This is a genomic window from Undibacterium sp. GW821-FHT07F11 (assembly GCF_059418665.1).
In genome coordinates, this window is the sequence record NZ_JBWKQH010000013.1 from 111,784 (window position 1) to 126,220 (window position 14,437).

At 52.6% G+C, this 14,437-nt stretch carries 12 protein-coding genes; 5 read left to right on the plus strand and 7 right to left on the minus strand.

The window, feature by feature from the left end:
- The first annotated feature begins 444 nt into the window (after positions 1–444).
- From egtD to AC07OI_RS27570, 3 genes are read left to right on the plus strand one after another with little or no spacing between them, the layout of a single operon-like run.
- Positions 445–1,413 (plus strand): L-histidine N(alpha)-methyltransferase, encoded by a 969-nt coding sequence (gene egtD, locus AC07OI_RS27560; RefSeq protein ID WP_495259378.1) that lies wholly within the window; start codon positions 445–447, stop codon positions 1,411–1,413.
- A gap of 19 nt (positions 1,414–1,432) precedes the next feature.
- Positions 1,433–2,638 (plus strand): ergothioneine biosynthesis protein EgtB, encoded by a 1,206-nt coding sequence (gene egtB, locus AC07OI_RS27565; protein WP_495259414.1) that lies wholly within the window; start codon positions 1,433–1,435, stop codon positions 2,636–2,638.
- Between the two features lie 4 nt (positions 2,639–2,642).
- Positions 2,643–2,933: a DUF427 domain-containing protein gene (locus AC07OI_RS27570; RefSeq protein ID WP_492708515.1), complete on the plus strand. Its 291-nt coding sequence runs from the start codon at positions 2,643–2,645 to the stop codon at positions 2,931–2,933.
- Between the two features lie 47 nt (positions 2,934–2,980).
- Here AC07OI_RS27570 and AC07OI_RS27575 read toward each other — a convergent pair whose 3' ends face one another.
- The 4 genes from AC07OI_RS27575 to AC07OI_RS27590 form a co-directional block, all read right to left on the minus strand.
- Positions 2,981–3,490 carry a DUF1269 domain-containing protein gene (locus AC07OI_RS27575; RefSeq protein WP_492708513.1) on the minus strand — a complete coding sequence of 170 codons (510 nt, stop codon included), beginning with the start codon at positions 3,488–3,490 and terminating at the stop codon, positions 2,981–2,983.
- A gap of 155 nt (positions 3,491–3,645) precedes the next feature.
- On the minus strand, positions 3,646–4,560 hold the full coding sequence (locus AC07OI_RS27580; RefSeq protein WP_495259379.1) for a hydroxymethylglutaryl-CoA lyase: 915 nt from the start codon (positions 4,558–4,560) through the stop codon (positions 3,646–3,648).
- A 107-nt stretch (positions 4,561–4,667) separates the two neighbouring features.
- Positions 4,668–5,567, minus strand: a complete 900-nt coding sequence (locus AC07OI_RS27585; protein WP_495259380.1) for a fatty acid desaturase family protein — start codon at positions 5,565–5,567, stop codon at positions 4,668–4,670.
- A 14-nt stretch (positions 5,568–5,581) separates the two neighbouring features.
- Positions 5,582–6,112 (minus strand): hypothetical protein, encoded by a 531-nt coding sequence (locus AC07OI_RS27590; RefSeq protein ID WP_495259381.1) that lies wholly within the window; start codon positions 6,110–6,112, stop codon positions 5,582–5,584.
- 211 nt (positions 6,113–6,323) lie between these two features.
- Here AC07OI_RS27590 and AC07OI_RS27595 point away from each other — a divergent pair, with 211 nt between their 5' ends.
- Both AC07OI_RS27595 and AC07OI_RS27600 read left to right on the plus strand, forming a co-directional pair.
- Entirely contained in the window at positions 6,324–8,204 is a 1,881-nt protein-coding gene (locus AC07OI_RS27595; protein WP_495259382.1) for an ATP-binding protein, read from the plus strand.
- Positions 8,205–8,214: 10 nt separating this feature from the next.
- Positions 8,215–9,555 carry a sigma-54-dependent transcriptional regulator gene (locus AC07OI_RS27600; RefSeq protein ID WP_495259383.1) on the plus strand — a complete coding sequence of 447 codons (1,341 nt, stop codon included), beginning with the start codon at positions 8,215–8,217 and terminating at the stop codon, positions 9,553–9,555.
- A gap of 21 nt (positions 9,556–9,576) precedes the next feature.
- On the opposite strand, the gene AC07OI_RS27605 is transcribed toward AC07OI_RS27600, so the two are convergent.
- From AC07OI_RS27605 to AC07OI_RS27615, 3 genes are read right to left on the minus strand one after another with little or no spacing between them, the layout of a single operon-like run.
- On the minus strand, positions 9,577–10,008 hold the full coding sequence (locus AC07OI_RS27605; RefSeq protein ID WP_492708501.1) for a hypothetical protein: 432 nt from the start codon (positions 10,006–10,008) through the stop codon (positions 9,577–9,579).
- Positions 10,001–10,489 carry a hypothetical protein gene (locus tag AC07OI_RS27610; protein ID WP_492708499.1) on the minus strand — a complete coding sequence of 163 codons (489 nt, stop codon included), beginning with the start codon at positions 10,487–10,489 and terminating at the stop codon, positions 10,001–10,003. Before AC07OI_RS27610 ends, AC07OI_RS27605 begins: the two co-directional genes overlap by 8 nt.
- Before the next feature lie 2 nt (positions 10,490–10,491).
- Entirely contained in the window at positions 10,492–14,394 is a 3,903-nt protein-coding gene (locus tag AC07OI_RS27615) for a hybrid sensor histidine kinase/response regulator (protein ID WP_495259384.1), read from the minus strand.
- Between the last annotated feature and the right edge of the window lie 43 nt (positions 14,395–14,437).

Below are 14,437 nucleotides of genomic sequence, written 5' to 3' on the forward strand. Positions count from 1 at the left end.
ATCGTGAATGACGTGTGCAGGCATTTAAAAATCAAATAGGTAGATCAATAAGAAGCGCAAGTTAATAAATTTCACGACATGCCAAGAACGCCGCTGGATTCCAGCCTACCCCACGCTGGAATGACGTTACTAACGGTTTAGATAATCGAAGACTCACAGCTCGACTAACTTCTAGAAAAATCGAGCTCATGCGCCAGCCTAGTGGACTGCTGCCAAACAAAATTACGTTACTAAGATTACCGCAATTTGTAGGAAAACCACCCGAGCAAATCCTGCTGCAAGATTTTTTAAACAATAAGTTGTACACTGTGCCACACCAGAGTCCACAACAAGACTCCAAGACAAGCTCCGCATAAAGGCGGGCTGAAGGAAAGGCCGTATTGAGTATCAAGAACAGACCAGAACCATACTGGCCTGCCGATTGAATTTCTTAGCCCCAACATCATGTCCGAATCCAATAGCTTGAGCAACGCTGCCAATAGCCTGCGCACCACGCCACCCCACATCATCCGCGAGCTGGAAAACGGCTTGCTCGCCAACGCCGCCCATACCTCACCCAAGTATTTCTATGATGCGGTAGGCTCGGTCTTGTTTGAAGCCATTTGCGTACTGCCAGAATATTATCCCACCCGCACTGAAGCAGAAATTTTTACCCAGCATATGGCGGACATGGCACAAAGCATAGGCACAGGCGGCAGCCTGATAGACCTGGGGGCTGGCAATTGCGCCAAAGCAGCACGCCTGTTCCCGGTCTTGCACCCTGACCAGTATGTGCCCATTGATATTTCTGTCCATCATTTACAGGATGCCGTTGGCAGGCTGCAGCAACGCTTCCCGCACATAGAAATGACGGCGCTGGGCCTGGACCTGGCGCAGGATTGGAAATTGCCCGCAGAAGTAAGGCGCGACCAGCGCTTGTTCTTTTACCCTGGCTCATCGATAGGAAATTTTGAGCCTGAAGAAGCGCTGGCATTTCTCTGTCATTTGCGCGCCGCGTGTGACCGCACTGGTGGCATACTGATAGGAGTAGACCTGATCAAGGACAAGTCCTTGCTGGATGCAGCTTATGCCGACAGCCTGGGTGTCACCTCTGCCTTTAACCTGAATCTGTTACGCCACATTAATCATTTGCTGCATACTGATTTTGATGTCAGCCAGTGGCAACATGAGGCATTCTTCAATACAGAAAAATCCCGCATAGAGATGCATTTGCGCGCCAGGGAAGATATCCAGGTCACCTGGCCGGGCGGGCAAAGAAATTTTATCAAGGGTGAACACATACACACGGAAAACAGTTATAAATACAGCATACAGGGCTTTAATGCCTTGCTGGCCGACGCCGGCTTTTCGCATAGCTGTCACTGGACTGACAAAAATGAATGGTTCGCCATCATCCATGCCAAAGCTGCTTAACCCTATACGAGGGCAAACCATGCAGGAAGCAGGCATATTTGAACGCTGGCAAGAAATCCGGCTACGTTCAGTTGCTATCGCCGCACCCTTGTCTGCCGAAGACTGCATGGCCCAATCCATGCCTGACGCCAGCCCGATCAAATGGCATTTGGCGCATACGACATGGTTTTTTGAAACCTTCATACTTGAACAGTTTGAAACCGGCTTCCAGGCTTTTCACACCGACTTCAGGGTACTCTTCAATTCCTATTACAACGGTGTCGGTGACAAACACCCACGCCCGCAACGCGGCTTGCTGACGCGGCCATCATTGGATACAGTGCTTGCCTACAGGCGCAATGTGGATGAACGTATGCTGCGCTGCCAGGATAAACTCAGCGACACCCGCTTTGCATCCTTGCTGGAACTGGGCATGCAACATGAACAGCAACATCAGGAATTGATGCTGACCGATATCAAGCATCTGCTGTCATGCAACCCTTTGTTCCCGGCCATGTATCCCGCCACTGACGTGCTCAAACCCCTGCCAGTATCGCAAACCCTGAGCTGGCAAAATTATGATGCCTGCCTGTGTGGCATCGGTCATGAGGGTAAGAAGTTTTCCTTTGATAATGAAGGGCCGCGGCACCGCCAGTTTCTTGAGCCTTACCAGCTGGCGACACGTCTGATCAGCAATGCGGAGTACCTGGAATTCATAGAAGACGGCGGCTATCAAAACCCCGCCCTGTGGCTGGCCGAAGGTTGGGACTGGGTCCAGCAGCAAGACCTGCGGCACCCACTGTACTGGCGCTATGATTTCGAGAAGGACTGGCAGGAATTTGGCCTGTATGGCCTGTTGCCGCTGAACCCGCAACAGACCCTGGCCCATATCTCTTACTTCGAAGCCAGCGCCTTTGCGACTTGGGCTGGGGCACGCCTGCCCACAGAAGCTGAATGGGAATACGCAGCACAGCAACATGAACTGGAAGGCCAGCTGAGCCAGTTATTTGATCACGCCTGGCAATGGACCAGTAGCAGCTACAGCCCCTACCCCGGCTTTGTTCCGGCAGCAGGTGCGGTCGGTGAATACAATGGTAAATTCATGGTCAACCAATATGTCTTGCGCGGCTCTTCTGCCTTCACTCCAGCAGGCCATAGCCGTATCACTTACAGGAATTTTTTTCCGGCAACGGCACGCTGGCAATTGACGGGGCTGCGTCTGGCCCGTTCACTTATTGAGGAATAGTTCTATGCCTACCGCGAAATGGAAAGATGCAGTGATTGCCCAGGCCAGTGATGGCGAGATTGTGAAGCTCGAAGGCAATATCTATTTCCCCAGGAGCCGCGTTAATCCCGAACACTTGCGCGACAGTGACAAGCACACCGTTTGCCCTTGGAAAGGCACGGCCAGCTATTACGATGTCGTCGTCAATGGCGAAGTCAATGCCGATGCTGCCTGGTATTACCCTGAGCCCAAGGACGCCGCAAAAGAAATAAACGGCTACATAGCCTTCTGGCGCGGGGTAGAAGTCTTGCCCTGAAGATCAGGACAAGACTGATTCAATAAGACAAATTCAGCAAGCCTGCCTCAGGGAAAAGCCGGAATATGCGGCTCCACTCCACCATAACGAAAACCAGGATGTTTGCTGGCCATCATCTCTTCGGTCTGTTTTACTTTACTCAGCGGTACATCAACAATGAGTAAAACTTGCCCGGCTTCAATTTCACTTTCAAAAGCTTTCAGACGGGAGTTAGGTATGGCAGCAGCAGCCATGCCTGATACCCAGGAGCCAAATACGGCACCGCCAAATGCGGCGACCAGCAAGGCGATGGTACGCATCTCCAGACCTTCTGGCGGGAAAATCAGTAAAAGGCTACCTGCTAATAAACCGGTGGCAGCACCAACCACCATGCCCAGTTCCATGCCATGGATGAGATCGGTTTTTTGGAAAAAATTGGCTTCCGGCATATCATTGGGCAAACTGTCTTTTGCCAGGAAATGGATATATCTTTCCTCTATGCGTGCCAGCAATAACTCATCGAGCATGGCTCTGGCAGCAGGAATAGTGGGAAGCATGAAATAAAGACGACGGCGCATGATGGCCTCCTGTAAAAAATCTCAGGAGGCTGCAATGGGGAAATTATAGATGCAAGGCAAGAACAGGATGCAAAGCCTCCTGCTTAGTTATAGCAAAGATGAGCGAAAGGTCAAAACATATCGCCCATTTCTCCCACCTTGCCCGCTTCCAACAATCAGGCCAGGCGTTTCGCGGCCAGTGCATTGCCAGCACGGCTGACTGCCTTGCGCCCCAGATGTGCAGAAATAAATTGCCCCGCATCAACCACAACATTGAGGTCGATGCCAGTTTGTATACCCAGCCCCTGCATGAGGAAGAGCACATCTTCAGTCGATACATTGCCAGTCGCGCCTTTGGCATAGGGGCAGCCACCAAGACCGGCAACGGATGAATGGAAGATGGAAATGCCGACTTCGAGACTCGCGTAGATATTCGCCAGTGCTTGCCCATAGGTATCATGGAAATGACCGGACAAAGCGGCAACAGGAAAATCCTGTGCGACGCGCTGCATGACGTTTTGCACTTGCCTCGCGGTGCCCACACCTATGGTGTCAGCGATGTCGATTTCATCGCAACCAAGGTCACGCAAACGCTGCACTACATCCGAGACGCTATCAACGGCGACTTCACCCTGGTAAGGGCAACCGAAAGCGCAAGAGATACTGCCGCGCAAGCGTATCTTGTTTGCTTTTGCGGCTTCGGCCACTTCGCGGAAGCGTTCTATTGACTCTGCAATTGAGCAGTTGATGTTTTTTTGTGCAAAGGCTTCCGAGGCTGAACTGAAAATCACTACTTCATCCGCACCAGCTGCCAATGCCGCTTCAAAACCTTTCATATTCGGCGTTAGCACAGAATAAATGACACCCGGCTTGCGCGTGATACCGGCCATGACTTCAGCCGAAGTAGCCATTTGCGGCACCCACTTGGGCGACACAAAAGAAGCTGCTTCTATGTTCACAAAGCCGGCCGCTGTCAGGCGGTTCACCAGCTCTATCTTGACTTCGGCAGGGATACTTTCTTTTTCATTTTGCAAGCCATCACGCGGACCTACTTCGACGATTTTGACTTGCTTGGGTAGTGATGCATTCATTTTGTTTTTCCTTGGGCACCAGTAAAGGCAGGCGATAACATCATTTTACCTCCAAGCTAGCGAAAGCCTGAACCTCCCCCGTATTTCTACTTGTGCCAAAAACCAACTCAAACCACATGCAATACCGCAACGCCCAGTCTGGCGAAATACGGGTCCAGTCTCTCTGCCAGTTGCGGCAAGTTATAGCTGGGCACTTGCGGGTATAGATGATGTTCAAGATGATAAGAAAGATTGAACAACAAGGCCGGTATGATCTTGCCACGCAAGCTCCTGGCTTGTCCCAGTATGCGGCTATCAGGCTTGAAGTGCGGCAACCAGGCGGTTGTGACCGGATACAGGCAAGAGCCTATGTACATGAATACGCAATAAGCCAGCGGCGCAGCAGTCCAGGGCAAGACCAGTATGGCAATCACAATACCCAGGATGGCAGCGCACAGTTCGGTCAGCATCCAGCGCTTTTGTACCGGGCTTTTAGCAAGCCGGTAGGCATGCAGCCAATGACGTGCAAGATAGGTAGGCCCGGCTTTCAGTGCGCCCAGCAAGCTCATGTGTGCGGGGCTGCCTTCAAAGTCATCATGCTCCAGGCAATGGCTATGGTGATGCAAATGCGCCTGCCGGAAGGCATGGCCACTTTCCAGCAACAAAATACTCATGGCAAACAAGACCCATTCTGTGCTGCGTGGCTTGAAACCAGCAGCACCGTGCAATACATCGTGGGTAAAAGTGACTGATACCAAAAAATGCAAGACGAAAACCAGCGGCAACAAGAGGTAATACTGCATGGAAAAAACCATGGCATAGACAGCCAGGGTCAGTAGAGGTAGCACTGGCCAGATCAGGTGTTGCAATTTACTGGCATTCAACAAGTCCAGGCCAAGACTGCTCAGATTCGGCAAACCAGCTTGACGGCGGTTGAGCGGGCTTACGGCGATTTGCGTCTGGAGTAGGACTGCACTACCGCGGGCGACGTGAAATACCGTATCAGTCAGGATAACGCTATGGCTCATGTTCCTGCTCCTGATCAGGCGCGTAGCAAGTTGGCGATGAAAAAGAACAGGTAAATGCACACGACCAGGCTTGCGTCGAGATGCTTGATACTCCAGCGCTGAAAAGCAAAGCTGATAGCTCTGTACAAATGCTGTATGAAAGAAAATGGCATCCTCAGTGATGGGTAAAACAAGAGCAATGCCAGCCATCTGGCACCAGGAATGAACAACAATGGCAACACAGACATAGCCTGGGCCATGCGGTAGCCAGTCAACAGGAATTCATTGCGCGGACTTAAGATATGCCAACGAAAACCCATCACATGCATGGAAAATGTAAATTTTTGCCGTTTGACTTTGGGGATGCCAAACAAGATCAGCGACAAAATCCCATGCGCGAGCAAGAGGCCAAAATCCGCTAACAAGGCGTAAGCAAGGTTTGCCTCTACAAAAAATTGCAGCACAGGCGTGATGAGCATGGCCCAGGCCAGGATCCGGTTGAGCTTGACCCAGTTGGCTCTGGTCAGCAAAGTGAAATGTGGGAAGCTTGATGTAGTTGAGGTCATGATTTTTCCTGCTCCGCTTGATTGGTTCCGGCTTTTTTTGGGTGCCAGGTATGAAAACTGCCTGTCTCCTTATTCGCAAGCCGCGTGCCAGTCAGGAATTTTTCATAAGCCCTTGTTTTTTAAGAAAATTCAATTTATGCCTCAGCAAAACTGTAAGCTTGCTATATAGTTGACCGAAATTTACTATCAAGATTGTTGACAGTTACCCTTGATGAACGCCTACGGACTTTATTTTTTCTCACTCGCCTTGCAAGGCATCATCAGCCCCTTGCTGGCTATCTGGCTGTGGGTAAAGGCAGGGCAACAGCCAGGCATGAAGGCGCTGGCGCTGTTTTGCGTGGGTATAGGCCTGTGGGCAACAGGGCAACTGGCCATCAATCTGGGTGATGCTAAGACCAGTGAACTGGGCAAGATGCTGGTCAATACCGGCCCGGTGAATGCTGTGTTCTTCCTGCATTTTGTCTTGCGCTTCTTGGGTCGTTTGCGGCCAGCACGCATCATCGCCTGGTATGCAGTCGCTTTGCTGGTGGTGGTGGGAATTACCATTTTCGATATGGGCAGCCTCTTGCCCTGGCTGGCATTCAAACGCTATTACATATTTCCAGCCTGGGGCTGGATACCTGGCATCTTTGTCAGTGGCCTGAGTACCTGGGCTTACCTGCTCTTGCTGATGGCATGGCCTGCCGCAGCACCCAAGAAGCGGGGGCAAATCCTGGCAGTTTGCCTGGCCGGGGTCTGGGGTTCGGCTTCTACTCTCATGTTTTTGAATGCCTCGTTTGGCATACCTGTCTTCCCCTACAGCGTCATCCTGCTGCCTTTTTATGCAGTCTTGCTGGTACTAGGCATATTGCGTTATGACATGATGGCAGTAAACCTCTGGGCAAACCGCTTCCTGGCCTGGCTGGCCCTGAGTCTGTTGACGGTAGCTATTGCGGGTCTGGTGCTGAGCCTGGTGGCACAAACCGGCTTTAGCCCACTGGCGGCCTTGCCACTGTGGCAGTTATGGCTTCTGGGCACTGGCATGCTGCTCATGATGCTGATACTGGAAAGACCCATGCGCAGCTTTATGGAGAAACTGATCTTCCCCGGTGCACATCTGGAGGCGGCAGTCCTGAGCAACTGGCGCCTGCAACTGGAAGCAGCGGCCAGCTGGCAAGAGCTGGAAGCGGTTGCCTCTGCATTGCTGGAAACCCATCTGCGCCAGCCCATGCCTGTCTTGCTATTCCGTGATGGCGAACCTGGCAGCAGCGCTGCTGAACAACCATCTGTCATCTGTTACCGACAACAAGCACAGGCCGCTCATACAGAATGGCATTACGAATTGCGCCACTGGGAGGGAGCGACCCCCAGTGTACAAAGAGTCGGCGCAGTATTCGGTGCCCTGCTGGCTGCAGCAGCCGGGCGCCTGGATCAGTTGCTGCGTTATGCAGATCAGGAAAAACAGCGCTTGCAACAAGCACATCTGACGGAACTGGGTGGCTTGGCAGCCACCGTCGCCCATGAATTGCGCAACCCCCTGAACATCATCAGTATGGCTGCCATCTCTTGCCCCGCTGATGTACGAAATGACATACGCGAGCAGATAGAAAGAGCCGATCATCTGATACAGGATTTGCTCAGTTATTCCGGTGAAGTGCGCCTGAATTGTCAGCCTGCGGATGTCGCAGAATTGATTGATAACATCGTGGCGCAATTACGCCCTGCTGCCATGGCGAACAGCGTGCAAATCAGCCGCGATATCGAAGAAAATTTACGCGGCAATATAGATCGCATGCGCACTGAGCAAATCCTCAATAATCTGCTCAATAATGCACTGGCGATGTTGCGCGGCAGACCAGATGCCCGCATCCACATCGAAGCGACGACAGACAAGCAGATGCTCAGGCTGCGCATCTGCGATAACGGCCCCGGCATACCGGCGGAACAGAAAACCGATTTGTTCCAGGCTTTCAAGAGTCGCCGCCCCGGTGGTACGGGCCTGGGCCTGGCGATAGTGCGCAGACTGGTGGAGGCCCATGGCGGCAACGTTGCGCTGATCACTTACCCGGGCTGGAATTGCTGTTTTGAATTTTATCTACCCAAATCACCATGACACCATGAGCATGCAAACTATTTTACTGGTTGATGATGAACCAGCCTTTCAACGCCTGTGTGGCAACTGGCTGGCCAGCCTGGGTTATATCGTCAAGGTCGCTGCCACGGCAGAACAGGTACATGCATTGCTGGCGGAGAACAGCTTTGACCTGGTCTTGCTGGACCTGGCTTTGCCGCCAAGCTTCACGCCCGATGAGGGCCTGGCACTATTGCCCGCTTTCGCACCTGCACCCGTGGTCGTCATGACTGGTCATGCAGACCGTGAACTGGCGCTACGTGCCATCAGCCTGGGGGCCTGGGACTTTTTACCCAAGCCACTTGATCCCGATATCTTGCGCGTCGTAGTAGATCGTGCGCTAAACAAAAGCCGTCTGGAACGTGAACTCGCACAATGGCGCGCCCGCGCCCTGCCAGACGACAATAGCATGGGCCTGATAGGCATCAGTGCCGAACTGGCGGAATTGCGCTCGCTGATACGCCGCATTGCGCCTACCGATGTACCAGTCATGATTACCGGCCCCAGCGGCACTGGCAAGGAACTGGTGGCACGCGCACTGCACGCCCAGGGCAAGCGCGCAGGCAAAGCATTTATTGCTGTGCATTGCGGTGCCATACCCGCAGAATTATTCGAGAGTGAATTATTTGGTCACTGCAAAGGCAGCTTCACTGGTGCCGACCGCGACCGCAAAGGGCTGATCGCTGCGGCTGATGGCGGCACGCTATTCCTCGATGAGGTAGGTGAAATGCCCTTGCCCATGCAAGTCAAGCTGCTGCGCTTCTTGCAGTCTGGCAGCTTCTTTCCCATAGGCGCACGCGCAGAGTTGCGTGTCGATGTGCGCATAGTCGCAGCCACCAATCGTGATCTGGCGGTCATGGTCGAAGAAAAAAGCTTCAGGGATGATTTGTATTACCGTCTCAAGGGTATACAGATGCGCACCATGGCGCTGGCAGACAGGGCAGAAGACATCGCCCTGATAGCCCAGGCGATTGCGGCCAGATCAACACCACCAAAACGCCTGACGGCAGCGGCGCAGGAATGGCTGGTATCCCACGCCTGGCCCGGTAATGTCAGGGAATTGCAGCATTGCCTGCAAACTGCAATGGCACTGGCGGGTGAGATGAATGAAATCGTCGTTGATGACCTGGCACTGGCTTGCGGTGAGGTCGCAAGCGATGCACCTGTGGTGGATTCCGGTTTACTGGAAGAACAGGTAGCTGCATTGGAAAAGCGCCTCATCATCGGCGCGCTGAATGACAACCAGCGCAACCATACGCATGCAGCAAAACAACTGGGTATTTCACGCGTTGGATTGCTGAACAAGATGCGCAGGTATGGTTTGCGTGAGTAAGCAACGCATGCTTACTCAGCACTAATGCGCGGCAGAAAAAAGGCGGCTCAAATCCAGCACAGGTATGCTTTGCCCCTGTTGCTCAAAACAGGAAATCGCCATATCTTCCCAACCTGCTTCATCGAGACTGCTGGCCTGATTATCATCGACCAGCACACGTACAGGTGGTGCTGCCAGGTGTATGGCACCCAGGCCAGCAGCGTTGCTGACCGTATCATGAAACGCCACCAGCGCCAGGATATTGCCGGTGCAAGCCTTGCCACCCAGACGCACGGGTAATTGCATGACGGGTACGGCACGTTTTTGCCAGAAAATCACTTCCCGCATATATGCTGGTGCCAACGGTACTTCAAAGCTGTCTTGCGCATCCATGATTTGTATCAGTTCACGCTGGCCTATGGCAACCTGCCTGCCATCGCCGACATCCAGTAACCAGGCATTTGCGCTAGGCATGTTGTATCTCCTGGTGAACAGACGTGATTTGTGCAAATCCACCATATTGCAATAAATGCCTGGCATCGCTGAGACAGGCCAGACCATTTTCAAAGGGCATGATTGCCTGTATGGGTGTATTGGCCGTGCGCATGGCAACAGGCAAGGCATAGTCAGCATCTGACTGTTGATTGAGCACCCTGACATCATCACATAGCAAACCAAGAAAACCTTTACCAGTCGCCAGCATGACACAGGCGCGGCGTGCTGGCGGTATGCTGTTCAAAGTCTGCAATTCACCATTCAAGCTTAACACCGGCCAGCTTTGTCCCAGGTAAAGAATGCGGCCAACTGCTGGTGCGACGGTATCCTGACTCTGCAAATCCGCCACCGATTCCACTGCGCAGACATCTCCCTGTGGCAACATGAGTTGCATGCCATCGATGTGCAGCAACAGGCGGTTACGCACTTCTGTTTTCATCCCCGGCATCATCGCGCCCATGATCAGGCTCCTGTCAGACGGTTAATATGCTGCAGCAAGGCATCTTCACTGAAGGGTTTGACGAGATAGGCATCAACCCCCGCAGCATCACCCTGTTGCCTGTGTTTTTGCGTAGAGCGTGAAGTGATCATGATGATGGGGATACGTTTGTCGAGTTTGCGTGCACGTACATGGCTGGTCAGTTCCAGGCCATTCATGCGTGGCATTTCCATATCCACCAGAATCACATCAGGTATTATTTCATCCAGGATGGCAACTGCATCAAGGCCATCAATGGCGGTACGCACTTCATAACCAGCATCACGCATGATCTGCGCAGTAGCGCGGCGGGCGGACAAGGAATCATCCACCACCAGTGCGGTACGCACATGTGCTGCCTGCAAACTTGCCTGCGCTGGCAAGCCAGCATGGGCATCATCCATATTGACATACTGCTGGGTAGATGCGCGCAATAATTCAGGCAAGTCGATGACCGGCGCAACACTGCCGTCGCCCAGAATGACCGCACCTATCGTGCCCTGGATTTTTGGTACATAGCGACCAAATTTCTTGACCACGACTTCACGGCCATCGACCAGTTCCTGCACTTGTATTGCACAGGTTGATCCGGTATCGGTACTGACCAGCAGGACAGGATAGCCATAGCTGCGTGCTTCCTTGCGATGGTCCTGCATGCCCAGCAAGCTATCGAGCTTCAACAATTTATGCACGGCATCGCCAACACGATAGACAGGCTGGTCAGCCAGCGTATCGATTTGTGTATCGGTGATGTAGTGGATATCGATGATGCGGCGGCTGGATATTGCCATCATGTGGCCAGCCACGCGCGCCATCAGGGTATGTTCGGACAAGAGGCTGGCGGGCAGGCGTAATTCCACCACCAGGCCCTGGCCTGCGATTGAGCGCAGGTTCAGCGAACCTTTCATTTCCAGTATGCGTGCATGCACCATGTCCATGCCTATGCCACGGCCAGAAGTCTGGGTGCTGCTGTCGCGGGTAGAAAAACCCGGCACCAGGATCAGCCTGGCCAACTCTTCTTCAGACAGGATGCGTTCGGCACTGATCATCTTGCGTTTCAAGGCCGTACGGCGTATCGCCGCATAATCAAGGCCAGCGCCATCATCCTTGCAGCGCACGACAATGGAATTGCCTTCACGGGCAAAGCTCAGTTCTATCAGGCCATCTGCTGGTTTGCTCGCAGCCAGCCTGCTGGCTGCTGTCTCTATACCGTGGTCAACTGCATTGCGCAGGATATGCATTAATGGATCGGTCAGATCATTGAGCATATTGCTGTCGATATTGGTATTTGCACCCAGGATGTTCAGGTTGACCTGCTTGTCGAGCAAACGGCAAGTCTGACGTACACTGCGCTGCAGGCGCGATACGATAGTCGTTACCGGTACCAGACGTGTGCGTATGACGGCATGCTGGTTTTCCATTTGCAGGCGGCGCTGCACTTCCAGCAATTCCGCCAGACCATGCAATTGTTCGTCTATGTGATTAGACATTTCAAAGGCATCGGTGCGTGCTTCCACCAATTGCGCTGTGATGGTATGCAGCTCACTGTAGCGTTCAAACTCCAATGGGTCAAAATCACCATCAGTAGTACTTATACTGGCCTTTTTCTGTGGGCTGCTCATGCCGCGCACATCGACCAGGGTTTCCAGGTCGGCGATCAGCTTCTGGAACAGGATGTCATGCTTTTGTATGGCCTTGGATTGTTTCTGGGTCTGTTTCAATTGTTCCTGGATTTGCGCATTCGAGATGACATTTTCACCGGCCAGGCGCAGCAATTCATCGACTACTTTTGCAGGTACGCGCAACATAGGCTCAGCAGCATGTGAACCTGGTTCAACCAGGTCCAGTATCGCGCCGGCAGATGGGGTAGCTGATACATTTTCGGTAAGCGAAGCCGTTGGCACCGGCTCACTATGTGCCACAAATTCTCCACTGTTCATGTACCTGACATAGTCGCAAACCTGCTGCAAGACTTGCTGTGATTGCGCGGGAGCAGTACCGCCATCGACTACGGCTTCACCCATGGCTTCCAGACAATCGCCTGCTTCAGTCAACAGTGCTGCCAATGCCTGATCTGGCAGGCTTTGTTTATTACTGAGCGCAATCAGCAAGTCTTCCAGATGGTGGGTCAGGTTGGCGATACCAGCTATGCCCACGGTATTGGCGGCACCTTTGAGCGTATGCGCTGCGCGCTTGGCTTGCTCGACATCCTGCATGCTGCCCGCGCCATTGGAAAATTTTTCTATGGCACTGGTAAAACTGCCTACCTGTATCGGCAATTCCTGCAAGAGTCCGTCAAATAATTCGGTATTCAGATCATCAGGCAATTGTATGGAAACATCGCTTTGCGTGATTGCAACAGCGACATCTTCTTCATCATGACTGTCTTCTATCAGGTTGATATTGATCAGCTCGGAAAACAGGGATTCATGGCCATCCATGACTGTTGCCTGTGACCAGCAAGGATCCATCAGCAGTGACAGTAGTTCCAGCGCAGCGATTTCTTCTTTGGGCGCATTCAGGTATGTATTTAACCTGGCTGGTAACTCACCAAGCAGGCTGGCTTGCTGTTCATCCAGTGCCTGGGCTTGAGCCGCCACTACACCAGCGAAGAGCGACAAGAATTTATGCAGCGCAGTCAGTCCTATGGATTCGGAAGTAGTGGCAATGCGCAACAAGGCTTCAACATAATTTTGCAGCGCAAGACTGCGCAGTTCTTCATCATCACCCGCTGCCACGACTGCTGCCAGGTCTTCTGCCAGCATATCGCCCATAAGGCTAAATTCTTTGGCGAACAGTGCCAGCATGTCGCTGCTGATTTCTTGCACGGCTATGCTGGACTCCTGACCGGCTTGATCATTTTGATCAATTTGATCACTTTGCTCGTTTTCTTCTAGCTCAGTGTAGTGTGCCCCGCTGACCGGTTCCAGTCTGTTCCATGCTGGGTCATAAACCACATCCAGCAAGTTCGCCGCTGCTTCAGGATTTTCTGCATCAGCTATGCTGTCCATCAGCATGAGCGGGAAGCGCTGTAATGCGCTCAGCTCGGGTTCAGCAAGCACATCTTCGCTCGCTGATCTCAGGCAGAGCACATCGGCAAAGGCATGACAGGCATCAGCCACGGCATGCATGTTGAGCTGTGTGGCATAACTGGAGAATGCCAGTAGCTGCGCCGCATAAGATTGCAGGGTTAGCGCATCTGTTGCACCGCCCTGACCAAAATGTTCATCTGCTGCCAGCGTCATGATCAGGGCATCAAGAACTTCATGCAATGCTGAGATTGCTTGCTGATCTGGGGCCTGAGGTATTTCTTGCTGAGTAACTTCTGACAGGCTTTGTTCATCTTCGGCCTGCACATCGACCTGATGCTCTGTTTCATCCTCGATTGCCGCTGACGTGGCAGGTACCAGAAACAAGGGAGGCGGCTCTTCTACTTCAGTTGCAGGTGTCAGCGGATCAGTATTGAGTAACTGCCGCAATTCTCCAGAATCACCAGGACTCAAAGGCAGGGGCCAGCTGGCTGTCGATAGATGATCTATCAGGGTTTCTATATTTTTATCACCATGATTGAGGGCATGGCTGGCCAGCAAATCCGGCCATTCACTGAGCAAGTGATACTCTTCATCACTGAGGCGGCGGTTCTGGTTATACAGGCTGATCAGGTTGCGTTCTATCAGCGCACACACCCAGTGCAAACCGGGCATGTCAGCCGCACTGGCTGCTGCGCGTATACGACGCAATTGCTCTATATAACAAGCCAGTGCGCGGGTGACTATGGCAACATCAGTAGAATGGGTGGCGTCTGTTTCCAGCGCATTGAATACCTCATCCAGAGCACCGAGGACGACATGGCTGAAATCTGTAGCATGGTTTTCTAGCTGTTCCATACTGCCTCAGATGGGTAAGTTGGAAAGAGAGAAACCTGCGCAA